Source organism: Novosphingobium sp. HNCC26BN242, from assembly GCF_057180525.1.
Genome location: NZ_JBXUGM010000004.1, coordinates 250,578 through 267,469 on the forward strand (window position 1 = coordinate 250,578; position 16,892 = coordinate 267,469).

Sequence of the window (16,892 nt, forward strand, 5' to 3'; positions counted from 1 at the left end):
GCCAAAGCTGGCCGCCCTTCTTGTAGCAAAGCCTTGGCGCGTGGATCAGAAGCGCTTTTGCACCGTAACGCCCCATTCGCGCGGACGGCCAACCTGGCTGTAAGCCGTGCCAGTGAACGAATAGACCGCAGCAAAGCGGAACGGCGTGTAGTATTCGTTGAACACGTTCTGCACTTCAAACGATACCGACAGATCCTCTTCGGCGTTGCGCCAGGTCAGGCGGAAGTTGCCGATGTCATAGGCGTTGAAGAATTCGATCGGCAGGCCTGCTGCGATACGGCCCGCGCTGAGCCTCCCGGTGTGGGCATAATCGAAGCGCGGCGTGATCGATCCGGCATCGCCCAGTTCGGCGCGATACTGGATGCCTACGCTCCACTTCCAGTTGGGCGTGACAATCGGATCGCTGAGCAGGATGGCATTGCCCACGCGCGGATCGATATTCTTGTATTCGCCGGTCATGTGGCTAAGCGAACCATCGATATCGAGGCCGGGGATGGGCGAGGCCTGAAATTCAACTTCGACACCCTTGATCTGGCCGTTGCCTGCATTCTGCCGCGCACCGCAGGGCGCCAGCGAACCCAACGAAGCGCACGAAATCAGCGGCAGCTGGATATCGTTATAATCGTTGATGAAGCCAGCGATGTTGAGGCGCAAACGGCGATCGAACAGGTCGGTCTTGAGACCCAACTCATAGGCGGTGACGGTTTCAGGATCGAAGCTGCCGTTCAGGGCTTGCGCGGCATCGAAAGGACGCGCGGTCACGCCGCCGCCCTTGAAGCCGGTGCCGACCGTGGCATAAGCCAGCACTTCGGGGCTGAAGCGATAATCTGCCGAAATGCGCCAGTCCACACGATCGCCCTGGAACGTTGCGGTTACGCCATCGAGCGCACCAAGGAACGTGGATACAGTGCCGTCATAGTTTTTGCGAACGAAGGTATAGTCCTTGGCTTCTTTGGTATAGCGCAAGCCACCCGTCAGTGTCAGACCAGCCATGGGCCGTGCGATGACAGTACCGAACACGGCCTTGCTATCAGCATTAACCGGGTCATTGCCAAGGAACTGGAAGTTCAGTCCCGGCGCGATGTAGCGGATATCTTGGCGGGTGAAATAGAGCGAGCGCTGATCGGAATAGAAGCCGCCCAGCGTGAAATCGATTTTGTCGCCGATCTGGCCATTCAGGCGCAGTTCCTGGCTGACGAACCAGAAATCGAGATCGTTGTAACCCTGGCCTGCAATCGCAAGATCAGGCGTGAAATCGTCGTCCGTGCCCCAGACCTGCCGGTAATCGCGGTAGGCGGTGATCGATTGCAGGTTCAGCGTATCGGACAGGCCAATGGTCATGTTGGCTGAAACGCCCCAGCCATCGAACTTGAGCCGGTTGGGCATCGCGTAGTCCTGGCTGACCTGTCCGCCAGCAGGCGCGCGGAAATTGGCGTATGTGCAGAAACGGCCGCATGCATAGGCAGGCGTGATGCGTGCCGGATTGATCAGCGAGATCACTTCGGCCGCGTTCGTGCGTTCTTCGTGCGTGTAGTCAGCAATGACCACGAGATCGAAGTTGTCGCCGGGGTTGTAGCGGATCGAGCCGCGGATACCGGCGTAGCCCTTTTCACCAAGCCGATCGATCACGCAGTTCGACCCGGAGCTTGGGAAACCGGTGATGCCCTGCGGGTTGCCGGGGTTGGCGCAGCCATAATCGATCTGATCGACATAGCCATCCTGCCGCTTGTAGACGCCTGAAACGCGGGCGTAGAGATCGGGCGCGATGATGAAATTGGCGCTGCCGCGAATGTCGACGCGCTGGCGGCTGCCGTAGACGGCTTCGACCATGCCCGAATTTTCGTCGGTCGGCTTGCGTGAGAACAGCTTGATCGCGCCGCCGATGGCGTTGCGGCCCGTCAGCGTGCCCTGCGGGCCGCGCAGCACTTCGACGCGTTCCAGATCGAGCAGATCGAAGATCGAGCCGGTCAACGTGGCGTAGTAGACATCATCGACATAGAGGCCGACGCCCGGTTCATAAGCGGGGTTGAAATCGAACTGGCCAACGCCGCGGATCGCCGCGCCGAGCGAGGAGCCATAGGCACCGCCCATGGCATTGAGTTGCACGTTCGGGGCCTGCTGCGCGATCTGGGCAATGTCGGTCTGGTTGCGCGAGGCGAGCAGCGTGGCATCGACTGCGGTGATCGACAGCGGCGTATCCTGCAGGCGCTGTTCGCGGAACTGCGCGGTGACCACGATCTCTCGCGAGGATTCAGAGACAGCCTGGTCAGCCTGGTCAGCTTGCGCATCCTGCGCAAATGCGGGGCTTGCCAATCCGAGTGAAAGTGCTGCAAAACTCGCTGCAGCAAGAAGGCGCACGTGTGACGTGGTACGGTGTGATTTGGCCATAGCCCCTCTCCTAGTTGTTCCTCTTCGGGAACCGCTGATGTTTGTTAGTAAGACATACTAATTAGCGCTTGGCAAGCCTAACATTTGCGCATGTTGCTGCTTCGGCAAAGTGATGCAGATCGGGCACACTTGGGGACTTGCCCCGGCGGGTGAACCCGGCAATAGACTGGGGCGTATGAGCGCTGAACCCACTTCTGTCCCTGCTGCGCAGCCCGGCGCCGAACCGATTGCTTTCGACGGCGAAGTTGCCTTGCTGGTCGACCTGCTGAAGCTTGGCACGTTCATCGGCACGCCAATGCGTGAAGGCGTGGCCGAACCATTGGGCCTGACGCCAACGGATTTGCGCATCATCCTTGCGCTGGGCGGCGAAGGCGAACTGGCCGGGCACGATCTGTCCGAGATCATGGGTGTGCCACCGATGAATGTCAGCCGCGCGCTGGCCGTGCTGGCAGAGCGCGGCCTTGTGGAGCCGGGCCGCAACCGCTCCAACCGCCGCCGCAAACCGGTGCGGCTGACGGCGGCGGGTGAAGAGCTGTTTGCGCAAACGGTTCCGGCGATGGAGCGGGTGGGGGCCAATCTGTTCAAAGGCGTGTCCCAGCGTGATCGCGATGCCTTCCGGCGGGTGGCCGCTGCGGTGCTGGCGCGCATTGGCATCTGGGGCGTGTGATGCTTCGACAGGCTCAGCATCAGCGGATTGTGAAGTGGCCTGTCGAAGACCGCTCATCCTGAGCTTGTCGAAGAAATGGCAGCTATGGCCACTTCTTCTGCAAAGCAGTGAATTCGCCCACAGCAAAGGCCTGTGCCAGCACCGGATGCGCGAAGCTCATCGGCACCTCGGCGCGGTGGGGCCACGTTTGGCGCACTTGCGTTTCGGGCAGGAGCCGATCAGGCCCGATGGGATTTTCCGGGAAGCACACGGCGGCGGGCTGAAGGTGGGCGACGGTCTTTGACCAGCCCGCTTCATAATCGGCCTGCCACTGCATCATGTAGTCCAGCCGCTGTATCTTCCAGACGCCGTCTTCCTTCACATAGTCGTTCTCGTAAATGCCGCTTTCCCAGAACTGTTGCGGCATGCCTTCGGGCTTGTCCTTCACGATATCGTCATGCCAGCCGCCCGCAAGGATGCCGCGGAACCGGCCCTTGGCGGTCTGCCCATCGGGCGCGATGGTGATCACGTCCTGCAGCTGGAAATGATCGAGCAGCAGCCCATGGACCGGGCCGCGCCGTCCGCCGGTAAACAGGTTCTGGAACCACGTGCCGTAGAGCCGCATCACGCCCGCATAGCCGACGTATTCGCCCGAAAGGAACACCACCGCGCCGTCTTTGGCGAACAGGCCGGCCACTTCCTCGGGCCGATTGTAATCGATGTAGTAGCCATAGGCCCATTGCAGGCGGCGAATCGCGTTGAGGTCTTCCAACTCGGTCACGCGCGCTTCGAGCGCCGCGAGACGGGATTCTGTAGAGGACTCTGGGCTGCTCATTTCGACTCTCCCATTGGCATTATTTGTATGTAATACTAACAATCTGCAGGGCGATTGCGAGAGGAAAAATGATGGGTGGCTGGGCAGGACAGGTGGCTTTCGTCACCGGCGGTGTGACGGGCATTGGCCTCGGCGTGGCGCAAGCGCTGAGCGATGCAGGGCTGCGGATGGCGCTCAGTTATCGCAATGAGGAGCACCGCGCGCAGACCGCCGAATGGTTTGCTGACAAGGGGCGCGAGGAGCCGTTGTTCGTGAAGCTGGACGTGACCGATCGTGCTGCTTTTGCTGATGCGGCGGAGAAGGTTGAAGCGCGCTTTGGCGCCGTGCATGTTCTGGTGAACAATGCAGGCGTCAGCGTGTTCGGACCGAGCGATGAGGCCAGCTACGCCGATTACGACTGGATCATGGGCGTGAATTTTGGCGGCGTGGTCAATGGCCTCGTCAGCTTCCTGCCGCGGATCAAAGCGGCAAGCGGATTGCGGCATGTGGTAAACGTAGCCTCGATGGCAGCGTTTCTGCCGGGGCCGCAGGCGGGGATCTATACCGCCAGCAAATTTGCGGTGCGGGGCCTTACCGAATCGCTGCGCTACAACCTTGCGCCGCATGACATTGGCTGTTCACTGTGCTGCCCGGCGCTGACGCGCACCAACGCTTGGGATTCGGCGCTGAAGCGGCCTGACGCCTTTGCCGATAGCGGTTTTGCTCCGGCAGACCGGGCGGAACTGGAGCAGTTCGGCGGGGCCTTTGAAGCCGGGATGGACCCATATGAGGTGGGACAGAAGGTGTTTCGGGGCATGGCCCGCAACGATGGCCTGATCCTGACGCATCCGGAATTTCAGGATGACTTCCGCGAGATTTATGAGAAGTCGCTGGCCGCACTTCCGCAGGAGGAAGCGCCGCCTGAACGCCTGCACATCGAGCGTTTGCGGCGCGAGGCGATGAAGGCGGCAGAAGCGGGACAAATCATCCGGCTGGATGACCTGACCTCATCTTCGCCACACGCATGAACATTGCCGCTCCCCCGCCCCTCGATCAGCTCGGGATAAACTTCCGGCAGCGCCGGAAGGCGGGGGCCTCAGGCCTTTTACGCGACCCTTCCGTAACACGACTGAGGCCCCCGCCTTCGCGGGGGCGCGGTTGGTGTTGGGAGCAAGATTTTGCGGGGTGCAGTTAGGGCGAGCTGCACCGCAAGGCGCTTGCAGGCATCCGCCGCGCCGCTATCGTGCTGCCCGGACGGACAACCCGGAGAGTGCCCTCATGTGCGACGAAATTACCGAACAGGAAAACGCCCTCTGGTTCAGCCAGTCTGTGATGAACCGGCGCCAGTTCGCCAGCGTTGGCGCGGGTGCAGCAGCTCTTGCCGCCCTGCCCGGTTGCGCAACGGCGGCTGATGGAAAGACCAAGAGCCGCACTGTCACCATCGACACACCCGATGGCAAGGCCGATGCGTTTTTCGTCTATCCGGCCAAGGGCAAGCATCCAGCGGTAATCATGTGGCCTGATATTGCGGGCCTGCGCGATGCCTACAAGACGATGGGCACAATGCTGGCCGAAGCGGGCTATGCGGTGCTGGTGGTGAACCAGTATTACAGGTCAAGCCCTGCACCCATCCTGAATTCGCTGATGGAGTGGCGCACGCCGCCGGGGCAGGAAAAGCTCAAGCCCATGATCGCCGCGATCACACCTGCGGGCACAGTGTCGGACGCTGGTGCTTTCGTAAAATGGCTCGACATGCAGGCCGAAGTCGACACCAAGAAAAAGATCGGTTCGTGTGGCTATTGCATGGGCGGCCCATTCACTGTGCGCACCGCCTTTGCCAACCCGGATCGTGTTGGTGCCGCCGCCTCGTTCCATGGTGGCGGGCTGGTGGGCGATGCACCCGAAAGCCCGAGCAGCCTGCTGCCCAAGACCAAAGCCGCCTACCTCATCGCCATTGCCAAGAATGACGACGAACGCGCGCCGGACGATAAGGTAAAGTTCCGCGCCGCTGCCGATGCCGCTGGCCGTCCGGCCGAGATCGAGGTGTACCCCGCACAGCACGGCTGGTGCACGATTGATGCGCCGGTCTATGACAAGGTGCAGGCGGAAAAGGCTTGGGGCCGGATGCTGGCGCTCTATCAGGCTAACCTGTAAGGTTGCGATCAGGCCGCGCCGCCTACCTCGCGGTTGGCGCGGCCAATCCACCATGCCGATGCGGCCCAGGTCATCGCGCCGCCGAGCAAGTCGACGACATAGTGCCCCCCGATAACCACCGAAGAGATGGTAACCAGCACAGCCCAGACCATGGCGATCCAGCCGGGCAGGCCCGTTCCGCGAAAAGCGTAAGGCACCAGCAAGGCCATCACCATGTGGAACGACGGAAACGTGACGATCCCCTGCACCTTTGCGAGATCGAAAATGGCGGCAGGATCATTCCGGTAATAATCGACCGTGGCCATATGGAAGTTGCCTGCATCGCTAGGTAGCCCGACCACGCCTTCGATGCCGTGGTAAACGGTGCTCCCCAGCGCCGGAAAACCAATTGAGACTATCGCGGCCAGCACGAGGCAAAACGTGAAGCAGAAGGCAAATTCCCACGCTTTCGCATCGCGCCCCGATGCGGCCAGTGCTAGACCAAGGACAATGCACACCGGCATGGCGCTGCTGTAGATCACGCTGAGCAGAACAGAGAAAGCAGGATAATCGGCAAAGACAAGCACGATGGCCGGTGCATGGATGCCTAGCACAAGGTCGGCTGCGCTGAGCGCGCTGTCGACGTGGGGACTGCCAAACCGCAGGCTGGTATGACTGATGATCGCTGCCAGCAGGCAAGCCGCGATCAGCACGGCCAGGATACCGCATGTCGTGGCAATCCGCGGATCAGGCCGATTGCGGGTGTAATGGAAGTGCACCCCCACCAGCAGCGCCACAAGGAAAGCCAGCGGCCCCACGCTGATCACGGCAATGCCAATGCCGCTTGCCGCCAAAGTCAGCAGCGCGACGACAAAGCCGAAGACAATGACTAACCAGCTCGCCCGGGTGGGCGAAAGGCGCGCAGCGCCATGCGCATCAGGAGCAACCGAAGGGGCGGCGGAAATGGCAAGCGGTGGCATGCAACTGTTCTAGGCCACCATGATTAAGAAGCGCTTTAACTTAAAGCCCTCTCCTGCTGCACGCAGGCGAGTAGAAAAGCCTCTGAAGCCCCTCCTCTTCAGAGGAGGGGGAGTACGTCACACGCCCCGCAGCATTTCTGCGTTATCCTCGATCATCTGGCGCACCGAGCGGGCTTTGCGACCGGTCAGGCGCTCCACATCATCGGTACACAGTTCGAGAAAGCCTTCGCGGATGGCTTTGCCGAACGTCACCATATCGTCGCTATTCCACGGGATCCCAGCCACTTCGCTATCGTCCACCGGGCGCCGCGGAATGTCCATCGCGTCGAACATGGCATACTGGCCTTCATCATCCAGCGAGACGTATTCCACCGGGCGGCCTGTGACTTCGGCCATGATCGCGGCGACCTCTTCGAAAGTCTGCAATTGCGGGCCGGTGATGTTGTAGGTCTGATTTTCGTGGCCCTCGCCAGTCAGCACGGCCACGGCGCTTTCGATGCAGTCATCCCGCCAGACCATTGCCTCGCGGCCACCGCCTGCGTTGGAAAACCATTTGCCGCTCTGCATGACGCCGGGGCCAGCCATCAGGATCATGGCATCGGCATAGTGCGCATCACGCAGCATCGTCCACGCGCAACCGCTGGCCTTCATCAGGGCTTCGGTCTCGATGTGATCGTGCCGCACTTCGGCGGGGTTTGCGGGATCGTCGATGCCGATGAAGCTGGTGTAGACGATGTGCTTTACGCCAGCGGCCGCCGCTGCATCGATTGCCGCTTTGTGTTGCACCACCCGCGCGCCGACGCGGGTGCCGGAGATCAACAGCATCTTGTCTGCGCCTTGGACTGCTGCGGCCAAGGTCTCGGGCTTGTCAAAATCGCCATAGCGCACGGTGCAGCCTTGGGCGGCGCGGTCTGCCAGCTTCTCGGGCTTGCGCGTTATCAGGATGAGGTCAGCGGCGCGGCCCTGCGCGATCAAGCGGTCGGTTACTCCCCGGCCATAGTTGCCCGAGGCTCCGGTGATGACAATCCTAGTCATGTCAGTTTATCCTGCCAAAAAATCCTGCGCCCCCGCGAAGGCGGGGGCCTCGGTGTTGTTACGAAACGCCTGTGTAAATCGACTGAGGCCCCCGCCAACCGCTTGGCCGGAAGTTTATCCTGAGCGACTGACCTGTCGGTCAGTCGAAGGGCGGGGGAGCAGCCTGTTCTAAGCGCTTCTGCTTTAAGCAACCGCGTCCAGTTGCGCCTGCGGCACCCACCAGCCGTGGACTTGCGGACGCAGGCGCGCAGGGATGTGGACTTTGGCCACCGGCCCCGCGCCGATGTTCCCGGCATCGACCACCCATGCTTCGTGGATGAACTGGCTGTCGCCTGTCTGCTGGTCCATGATGAACACCAGCCAGCCGTCCTTTTCGGGATCGGCGGCGGGGACGTGCACCGGCTCGTTAAACCCGGCCATCGGCGGCAGGGCGAGCGCATTGGTCACTTGGGGGGCGGGTGTGTCCATGCCGTCCAGCCGCAGCAGCATATTGAAGCTGACGCCCACCGGGCCTGAGAACAGCGGCGGGCCACGAACCTCAGGGTTCATCGAGAGCATGAAGCCAGTCTTGTATGGCCGCCCCTGCAGCTTCGCCGGGATTACCGGGAAATCCCCCGGAGGCCCGATAAGCGTCTCGACCACTTCGCTGCCATCGCTGCGCGGATCAACGGTCCAGCGGGTGAGCGCGCCGACCACGTCCTGCGGTCCCATATGAATGCCCGAAGGTTCGCGGATAAAGGCAAAGGCATTGGTATTGTTCAGACAGGCGTCGAAGTGGAGCATGCCGTCTGCATCCTCCCACGCGTTCATCATGTGATACGAATGGCAGCCTTTGGGGCCTTTGAACCACTTGATTTCGGAGACATCGCCATAGCGCGGCATCACGCCCAGCCATGAATCCAGTTCGGGCTGATGGTGCCAGTGCTCGCCGCCCGCCCTCAGCCGGTCAAGGTCCGCCGTGGTCGGATAGATCGGGAACAGCGCGTAGTTCTGGCTGATCGTGAAATCGTGCATCATCGCGCAATAGGGTGCGTCGAACCACTGTTCAGACTTCAGCGTCCCATCGGGCGCGACGACGCAATAGGCGACCTTGGCGGATGCCTGCCCGTCCGCCTCATAGCCATAGAAGAACAACTCGCCCGTGGCGGCATCGATCCGCACGTGCGCAGTCATGGTTTCGGATTTCAGCGCGCCGCCGAAATTGTAGGAGCCGAGTGTTTCCAGCGTTTTAGGATCGACGCGATAGGGCCGCCCGTCTTCCTTGGCCATCAGCAGCCGTCCGGCGTGCCAAACTGGTGTGGTGTTGGCCACGGTGCGATCTGTGCCCTGCACCGATGGATCATCGGTAAACGGATTGCGATACTTCCCGAAAAGCGCCTTTCCGGCGGCTTTTTCTGCCTTGTAGCGTGCGGTTTCGACGTACTTCTGCACGAAGTCTGCCGTGCCATCGGCGTTGAAGGACAGGCGGCTGACCATGCCATCGCCCGACAGGGTATGGTCATTGTCAAACATCGGCGGAAAGGAGGGATCGGGCACGGCGCGATAGAAGCTGCCGCGCACTTCGGGGGGAAGATCGCCTTCCACCTTCAGGCCGCGCAGGTCCGGCTCCTCGCCGACCGGGGCGTTGGCGCCTGTGAAATAGATGGTTTGCGGAAACGCGCCCATGATCCTGCCTCACCCTATCAATTGTTATTGTTGGTGTAGCACGTCCAAATGCGAGATCAAGCCCACCAATAAGCCGTCGCGCGCATTTCGATGCTGATCCGGGGTGGGGCATCGGCAGGGCAATTCGGCATGTCAAACGCCACATGCGGCACGTGGTGCGCGCAGGTCGTATCGCTGTCGTTGGTCTTGAACAGCACCGCCTCATCGATCTGCATATCCGGGAACCAGTGCCAGCGATGCGCAGGATTGTGCGCCACGACCAGCCCTTCGAACGACCATTCGGGCTTGCCTGCCTCGTCGAACACAGCATCGGCGAGGATCAGGTCTTGCGGGGCAAGGCTGCGCGCATCGCAGAACGCCAGTGGCACGTCCTGCGGCGGCGGGGAAATCGCGCGCCACACGTTGTAATGGGCACAGCGCGCGACGGGCCGTCCATTTGCGCCGCGCTGCCCGAATTGCTGCGCCGTTGCGTCAGAAATGTCGATATGGGCAAAGCGGGCGGGCATGGAATTGTTGAGCGTTCCCGCCTTCCCACTGCGTTCGGAAAAGCGCAGCAGGCCCGGAGCGCCGACATGGACATGGTCCGCGCCGGTTTGCGCCTGCACCAGTTCCTCGATCTCGCGCATGTGGATGCGGGCGACGTGCTCGCGGTCGGCGAAATCGGTGACGGCGCTTTTGTGCGCGATGATCTGGAAGCCTTCGCGGTCAATCGTCGTGCCAGCGGCGCGGGCATCGTGCATAGGCATCGGCGCGAGGATGATCTCCACCTCGTCCCGCTCATGCGCATTGGCATAGTAGCGGGGCCGGGCAAACTTGCGACCTGAATAGGCAATAAGCGCTTCCATCATGCTCTCCATGGGCGGCCCGCTTTGCACAGGTCCGATAAGTCTTTGGGGACCTTGCCCACCCCCAACCCCTCCCGCCTGCGGGAGGGGGGAAAAAGAAACCCTTGTGCTCCCCCGCGCAGGCGGGGGCCTCAGGCGGTTTACGCTGGTGTTCCGTAACAACACTGAGGTCCCCGCCTTCGCGGGGAAGCAGGATTTTTTGCACGTCCCAATGAAAAAGGCCCACCATCGCTGGCGGGCCCTCCTCAAATCAACCAGCCGCCAGCTGCTGCTCCAGCTCACCCAGCACCCGGTAGCAATCGAGCACTTGGGCGACCGAGCTGTTTGGCTCGCGCCCTTCGCGGATCGCGGCGATGAATTCGCGGTCCTGCAGTTCGATGCCGTTCATCGAAACGTCGACCTTCGAAACGTCGATCGGCCCTTCCTTGCCGTTCACCAGATCGTCGTAGCGCGCGATGTAGGTCGCGGTATCGCCGATGTAGCGGAAGAAGGTGCCCAGCGGCCCATCATTGTTGAACGACAGCGACAGCGTGCAGATCGCGCCGCTTTCGCTCTTCAACTGGATCGACATGTCCATCGCGATGCCCAGTTCCGGGTGGATCGGGCCTTCAACCGCATTGGCCTTGACGATCTTGCCCGCCTGATAGGCGAACAGGTCCACCGTGTGTGCGGCGTGGTGCCACAGCAGGTGGTCGGTCCATGACCGTGCTTCGCCCTTGGCGTTCATGTTCTTGCGGCGGAAGAAGTAAGTCTGCACATCCATCTGCTGGATGTTGAATTCACCCGCGGTGATCTTGTTGTGCACGTACTGGTGCGAAGGGTTGAAGCGGCGGGTGTGGCCAACCATGCAGACCTTGCCGGTCTCTTCGGCCACGCGCAGCACTTCCTGCGAATCCGCCCAGCTATCGGCCAGCGGGATTTCCACCTGCACGTGCTTGCCCGCCTTCATGCAGGCGATGGCTTGCTGCGCGTGCATCTGCGTGGGGGTGCACAGGATCACCGCGTCCACATCATCGCGCGCCAATGCGTCTTCGAGTTCGGTGGAGGAGTGCTTCGCGCCATACTTTTCGGCCACGGCGGCGGCCTGTTCTGCGCGGCGGCTGATTATCGAGGTGATTTCCACGCCATCGATGTTCTTCAGTCCATCGAGGTGCTTTTCGCCGAAGGCTCCGGCGCCTGCCAGTGCGATGCGCATATCTTGTCCCTTTCAAAAAAGGACCGGGCGGCTGGTGAGCCGCCCGGCAAGGGTGGATGGGTTGAAAGTCAGTCTGCCGGTTCGAGCACGATGTGCCCGATCGCGGTGTTGCTGCACGGAATATGGTAATGGCGGTTGAGGGTTTTCACCTTCTTGCCCAGCGCGCCGCGCATGATCAGCCACATGACCATTTCGATGCCTTCGGAGCCGGTCTCGCGCAGGTATTCGATATGCGGGATGTGGCGAACAGCGTCACCTTCTGATTCCAGCAGGTCGAGGAACTTGTTGTCCCATTCGCGGTTTAGCAGGCCGGCGCGCGGACCCTGAAGCTGGTGGCTCATGCCGCCGGTGCCCCAGATCTGCACGTTGAGGTCTTCGGGGAAGCTTTCGACCGCGCGGGCAATTGCCTCGCCCAGCGCCCAGCAGCGGTTGCCCGAGGGGACCGGGTAGGTCACCACGTTCACAGCCAGCGGCACGACCTTGCACGGCCACTTTTCAGGCTGTCCGAACATCATCGAAAGCGGCACAGTGAGGCCGTGGTCGACGTCCATCTCGTTGATGATGGTCATGTCGAAATCATCGAGGATCAGGCTCTGCGCGATGTGCCAGGCGAGATCGGCATGACCTTCCACATCAGGCACCGGGCGCGGGCCCCAGCCTTCATCGGCAGACTTGTAATGTTCACCGCAGCCGATTGCGAAAGTCGGGATGATATTCGCGTCAAAGGCCGATGCGTGGTCGTTGTAGACCAGAATGACGACATCAGGCTTTTCCGCCTTTTCCCATTCGCGCGTCCATTCGTAGCCCTTGAAGATCGGGCCGAAATAGTCGTCCTGCCACTTGCCCTGATCAACAGCGACACCCAGCAGCGGAACGTGGCTGGAGCCAACGCCAGCGGTAATCTTGGCCATATCAATAGCCTCCTTTTATGGAGCGATTGCCTTGGGGCGAACGCCCGCCATCCAGCATCATCTGGCGATATTCCGGCCAGGTCATGTCGGTCATCGTGCTGACCGCCTCGGCGAACGGCAGTCCGTCCGAAGAGAACAGCTTCGACAGGAAATAGACGTTGCCGCCAAGGTCGAGCAGCGTGTTGTAATCGCGTGCCAACAGCGCTTGCTTGGCCTCTTCCGAGATGTTCCATTCGTCGAGATAGGCGCGCTCATCGGCCTTGAAGCGCTCGCGGTTGCCGGCCTTCATCAGGCTCATCGCGAACTGGTTAATCCAGTAGCCCTTGCGCGCGCGGGCAGCGGTATAGATCCGCGTGCCCGGAATGTCGTCCAGCTCGGCAAGGTATTCGTGAATGTTCTGGCGGTCGGTGCTCATGTTGGTATCCGTCACAGGCCCCTCTCCTTCAGCTTGGCGTCGAGGCGCGGGAACACGCGGCGCGCGTTGCCCTCGAAAATCGCGTGGCGTTCAGCATCGCTGATGTCGAGTGCATCGACATAGCGCTTGGTGTCGTCGAAGTAGAACCCAGTGGTGGGATCGATCCCGCGCACCGCGCCGACCATTTCGCTGCCGAATAGGATGTTCTTGTTTTCGATCACATCGGCCAGCAGGTCGACTCCCGGCTGGTGATAGACGCAGGTATCGAAATAGACATTGTTCATCAGATGGCCCGAAAGATCGGGCTTCTTGAGCATGTCGGCCAAGCCGCGATAGCGCCCCCAGTGATAGGGCACTGCGCCGCCGCCGTGCGGGATGATGAAGCGCAGGGTCGGGAACTTGCTGAACAGATCGCCTTCCAGCAATTGCATGAACGCGATGGTATCTGCCGCAATGTAATACCCGCCCGTCGCGTGCATCGCTGGATTGCACGATCCCGAAACGTGGATCATTGCCGGGACGTCCAGCTCGCACATCTTCTCGTAGAACGGGAACCAGTATTCGTCCGTCAGTGGCGGATGAGTAAAGCGCCCGCCGCCCGGATCGGGGTTCAGGTTGCAGCCGATGAAGCCCAGTTCATTCACGCAGCGCTCCAGCTCGGCAATGGAGCTGGTCATGTCCGCTTCGGGCGATTGCGGCAGCATGCACACGCCTGCGAAGGTCTCAGGGTAAAGCCCGACGACGCGCGCGATCAGATCATTGCAGACCTGTGCCCACTTCACCGCGACCGTCTGGTCACCCACATGCGGGGCCATGGCCGAAGCGCGGGGGGAGAAGATCGTCATGTCCGCGCCCCGCTCTTTCAGCAGGCGCAGCTGGTTCGATTCGATCGTCTCGCGGATTTCGCCGTCCGAGATATCGGGATAGGCGGGGCACTCGGTCCCGGCCTTGAACGCGGCCTTCTGCTTCTCGCGCCACTCGTCGTGCGCCTTGGGCAGCACGGTGTAGTGGCCGTGGCAGTCGATGATCATGGTCATGCGACTTTGGTCCTCTCAGGTTTGAAAGCGATTGTCCTGCCTGCCTGTTCCCGCTGGCGCTGGACGGTGCCGTTGGTCATCAGCGGCGTCACACCAAGCGCTTCGAGCGTCTTGGCAGATTCTTCCATCTCGGCGGCGCGGCGCAGCCCATGAGTCGTCATGCGCTCGACATTGTATTCGGCCCGCTCGAACCAGCTTTGAGCCTTTTCGCTGGCGTCGAGCGAAGACAGGACTTCGTCCACCACGCCAGCGGCGCTTGCCGCCAGCATCATCTCGGCGGTCAGCGCCTCAATGCCTTTGACCATGACCGAGCGGATCATCTTGATCGCGCTGGCCCGGCCGATCTCATCGCCCACAACCCGGGTTTTGGCAAATCCTGCAGCGCGCAGCCGCGCTTCGGCTTCAGCGGCATGCGCACCCGAAATCAGCAGCGGCACGTTCATCCGCGCCGGGTTGACCGGGGCCAGCACGGCGACATCAACATAGCGCCCACCTGCCGCCTCAATCACCTGCGCTGCGGCACGTTTGGTATCGGGGGCTACAGAATTCATGTCGCACCAGATCGCACCCGGCTTCATCAGGTCAGCAAAATCCTGTGCAGCCGGAAGCGCTGAATCCGCCGTCACCAGCGAAAGCACGATGTCCGCATCACCGAGAGCATCTTCTGCCGTCGCGCAGGCGACCACGCCTGCCTCTTCCATACCTGCGCGGCGCGCAGGGTTGATGTCAAAGGCCAGCGCCGCAGATTCCCAACCTGCCGCCTTGGCAAATGTGGATCCGGCCTCGCCGAAGCCGATCAGGGCGATAGTTCTCTCCATGGCGCCGGTCCTGCGTCGGGAAACTGCCTAGAACAAATGCAAACATCGCTGCGGGTATAAATTTATGCAAAGCCTTCCAACGCCACCTCGCGCAGCAGCGCTACAAACGCCCCTTGCGGTGCAGTCGGCCGCCAAGCTTCGCGTGTGGTGATGCCGATGGTGCGCGTCACCGGCACCGGCGGCGGTAGGGTGGCCAGCACGCCCGCCTGCAATTCCACCGCCAGTTGCGCGGGAGACAGCAGTGTCAACGCGTCTGATCCCAGCAGCAATTGCCGCACGGTCAACACCGATCCGCACTCGATCCCAACATGTGGCGGCTCGGCCCCGGCGGCGCGCATCATGCCCTCCCAGTAGTGCCGCAGTGGCGTGTCACTGGCCGGAAGAATCCAAGGAAACGCGGCTAGTGCCACGCCATCGACCGGCACTGACAACAGCGGATGCCCGCTGCGCATGACGAGCGCAGGCTGATCCTCGAACATGGCTTCCTGCTGCAAATCATCCAGCGCCGTTGCCTCTCGAAGGGCGCCCAGCATCAGATCAACTTCGCCATCACGCAAAGGGCCCGAAAGCTCGGAATGGCTCCCCTCGACCACCGCCACGTCTATCCCCGGAAACCTCGCCACAAAGCGCAGGATCGTTTCGGGCAGCCACCGCGCACGGCTGAGCGGCATGGCACCGACCACGACGCGCCCCGCCGCCTTGCCCTGCCAAGCCGCCACTTCGGCCAAGCCGCTGCGCAGCTCCGCCATGGCCAAGCCAAACCCGCGCGCGCGCCGCTCTCCCGCTGGCGTCAACGAAACCGAACGCCCGCGCCGGTCCACCAGTCGCTGCCCAAGTGCCACGGAAAGGTCGGCCACCGCGCGGTGCAGTGATGCCGACGACAGCCCCGTCGCCTCGGCCGCCACAGCATAGGAACCTGCCCGCGCCAAAGCGAGAAACGCGCGCACCTGCGTGCCGGTCACGCGCGGGGAGCCGATATGCGCAATCGCCGCCTCGGCGCGCGGGGCCAGCAGCAAGGCGGGCTCGGTCGGCGTCATCCCCGCAGGACCGCGTTCAAACAGCGCACACCCAAGATCCGCCTCCAGCCGCGCGATGGCTTGGGTAAGCGCAGGCTGCGTCAGGTTCACTGCCCGCGCTGCTTTTGTCACGCTGCCATGCCGCACCGTGGCCGCAAAGGCTGCGATGTGTCGGATATTGATTGCGTGGAATGCCATGTCCACTCGCTTAGCATTTCCTTATGGGCCGGAGCAAACATTGCATTGGTTCACCGCCCGCCGCAGTTCCATGGAACGCGCGAAGAGTTTTTCATGGGAGCCTCAACATGTCGGGCATCGTCGTCCAGAACATCGAACGTGCCGATCCAGCCGTGATTGACGGTCTTGCCGCCTGCGGCGTTGCCACGGTTCACGAAGCGCAAGGGCGCACCGGCCTGCTCGCCTCCTACATGCGCCCGATCTATCGCGGTGCGCGCATTGCAGGCAGCGCGGTGACGATCAGCGCCGCGCCGGGTGACAACTGGATGGTCCACGTGGCCATCGAACAGTTGCAGGCGGGCGACATCATGGTGCTGGCCCCGACGTCTCCGTGCGAAGACGGCTACTTCGGCGATCTGCTTGCCACCAGCGCGCAGGCGCGCGGCTGCCGCGGTCTGGTGATCGACGCAGGGGTGCGCGATGTGCGCGATCTGACCGAGATGAACTTCCCGGTCTGGTCCAAGGCGATCTATGCACAGGGTACGGTCAAGAACACGCTGGGTTCGGTCAACGTGCCGGTCGTGTGCGCCAACGCGCTGGTCAATCCGGGCGATGTGATCGTGGCCGATGATGACGGCGTATGCGTTGTGCCGCGTGAAAAGGCCGCCGAAGTGCTGGCCGCCGCACAGGCACGCGAAGCCAACGAAGGCGAAAAACGCGAGAAACTGGCCGCCGGCGTCCTCGGCCTCGATATGTACAAGATGCGCGAACGGCTGGAGAAGGAAGGCCTGAAGTATGTCTGAAACGGGGGCGCAAC

At 61.9% G+C, this 16,892-nt stretch carries 16 protein-coding genes; 4 read left to right on the top strand and 12 right to left on the bottom strand.

Going from position 1 to position 16,892, the window contains the following annotated elements:
* Positions 1-45 precede the first annotated feature (45 nt).
* Positions 46-2,313 carry a TonB-dependent receptor gene (locus tag AC2A1F_RS16445; RefSeq protein WP_484209860.1) on the bottom strand — a complete coding sequence of 756 codons (2,268 nt, stop codon included), beginning with the start codon at positions 2,311-2,313 and terminating at the stop codon, positions 46-48.
* 250 nt (positions 2,314-2,563) lie between these two features.
* On the opposite strand from AC2A1F_RS16445, the gene AC2A1F_RS16450 reads away from it, so the two are divergent.
* Positions 2,564-3,055 (top strand): MarR family winged helix-turn-helix transcriptional regulator, encoded by a 492-nt coding sequence (locus AC2A1F_RS16450; RefSeq protein ID WP_484209861.1) that lies wholly within the window; start codon positions 2,564-2,566, stop codon positions 3,053-3,055.
* Positions 3,056-3,137: 82 nt separating this feature from the next.
* Here AC2A1F_RS16450 and AC2A1F_RS16455 read toward each other — a convergent pair whose 3' ends face one another.
* Complete coding sequence (locus AC2A1F_RS16455; protein WP_484209862.1) at positions 3,138-3,869, bottom strand: nuclear transport factor 2 family protein; 732 nt, start codon at positions 3,867-3,869, stop codon at positions 3,138-3,140.
* Positions 3,870-3,940: 71 nt separating this feature from the next.
* Between AC2A1F_RS16455 and AC2A1F_RS16460 the strand changes: the two genes are divergently transcribed.
* A complete protein-coding gene (locus AC2A1F_RS16460; RefSeq protein ID WP_484209863.1) occupies positions 3,941-4,876 on the top strand; it encodes an SDR family oxidoreductase in 936 nt (311 codons plus the stop codon).
* 250 nt (positions 4,877-5,126) lie between these two features.
* Positions 5,127-6,002 carry a dienelactone hydrolase family protein gene (locus AC2A1F_RS16465; RefSeq protein WP_484209864.1) on the top strand — a complete coding sequence of 292 codons (876 nt, stop codon included), beginning with the start codon at positions 5,127-5,129 and terminating at the stop codon, positions 6,000-6,002.
* Positions 6,003-6,010: 8 nt separating this feature from the next.
* Here AC2A1F_RS16465 and AC2A1F_RS16470 read toward each other — a convergent pair whose 3' ends face one another.
* From AC2A1F_RS16470 to ligR, 10 genes are all read right to left on the bottom strand, one after another.
* Positions 6,011-6,961 carry a phosphatase PAP2 family protein gene (locus AC2A1F_RS16470; RefSeq protein ID WP_484209865.1) on the bottom strand — a complete coding sequence of 317 codons (951 nt, stop codon included), beginning with the start codon at positions 6,959-6,961 and terminating at the stop codon, positions 6,011-6,013.
* A gap of 117 nt (positions 6,962-7,078) precedes the next feature.
* Complete coding sequence (locus AC2A1F_RS16475; RefSeq protein WP_484209866.1) at positions 7,079-7,996, bottom strand: SDR family oxidoreductase; 918 nt, start codon at positions 7,994-7,996, stop codon at positions 7,079-7,081.
* 183 nt (positions 7,997-8,179) lie between these two features.
* A complete protein-coding gene (gene nov2 / locus AC2A1F_RS16480) occupies positions 8,180-9,661 on the bottom strand; it encodes a lignostilbene-alpha,beta-dioxygenase NOV2 (RefSeq protein WP_484209867.1) in 1,482 nt (493 codons plus the stop codon).
* Between the two features lie 56 nt (positions 9,662-9,717).
* Entirely contained in the window at positions 9,718-10,506 is a 789-nt protein-coding gene (locus AC2A1F_RS16485; RefSeq protein WP_484209868.1) for a CmcJ/NvfI family oxidoreductase, read from the bottom strand.
* 250 nt (positions 10,507-10,756) lie between these two features.
* On the bottom strand, positions 10,757-11,701 hold the full coding sequence (locus AC2A1F_RS16490; protein ID WP_484209869.1) for a Gfo/Idh/MocA family oxidoreductase: 945 nt from the start codon (positions 11,699-11,701) through the stop codon (positions 10,757-10,759).
* A gap of 68 nt (positions 11,702-11,769) precedes the next feature.
* A complete protein-coding gene (locus AC2A1F_RS16495; RefSeq protein ID WP_292630935.1) occupies positions 11,770-12,612 on the bottom strand; it encodes a class III extradiol dioxygenase subunit beta in 843 nt (280 codons plus the stop codon).
* A gap of 1 nt (position 12,613) precedes the next feature.
* Positions 12,614-13,027, bottom strand: coding sequence for a protocatechuate 4,5-dioxygenase subunit alpha (ligA, locus tag AC2A1F_RS16500; RefSeq protein ID WP_484209986.1), 414 nt, complete (start codon positions 13,025-13,027; stop codon positions 12,614-12,616).
* Between the two features lie 11 nt (positions 13,028-13,038).
* On the bottom strand, positions 13,039-14,064 hold the full coding sequence (locus AC2A1F_RS16505; RefSeq protein WP_484209870.1) for an amidohydrolase family protein: 1,026 nt from the start codon (positions 14,062-14,064) through the stop codon (positions 13,039-13,041).
* Positions 14,061-14,882, bottom strand: coding sequence for an NAD(P)-dependent oxidoreductase (locus tag AC2A1F_RS16510; RefSeq protein WP_484209871.1), 822 nt, complete (start codon positions 14,880-14,882; stop codon positions 14,061-14,063). The genes AC2A1F_RS16505 and AC2A1F_RS16510 overlap by 4 nt, the downstream gene beginning before the upstream one ends.
* A 62-nt stretch (positions 14,883-14,944) precedes the next feature.
* Positions 14,945-16,096 (bottom strand): aromatic metabolism transcription factor LigR, encoded by a 1,152-nt coding sequence (ligR, locus tag AC2A1F_RS16515; RefSeq protein ID WP_484209872.1) that lies wholly within the window; start codon positions 16,094-16,096, stop codon positions 14,945-14,947.
* Positions 16,097-16,203: 107 nt separating this feature from the next.
* On the opposite strand from ligR, the gene ligK reads away from it, so the two are divergent.
* The gene (gene ligK, locus AC2A1F_RS16520; RefSeq protein ID WP_298284204.1) at positions 16,204-16,878 is read left to right on the top strand and encodes a 4-carboxy-4-hydroxy-2-oxoadipate aldolase/oxaloacetate decarboxylase; all 675 of its coding nucleotides are present in this window, start codon (positions 16,204-16,206) and stop codon (positions 16,876-16,878) included.
* Positions 16,879-16,892: the final 14 nt, after the last annotated feature.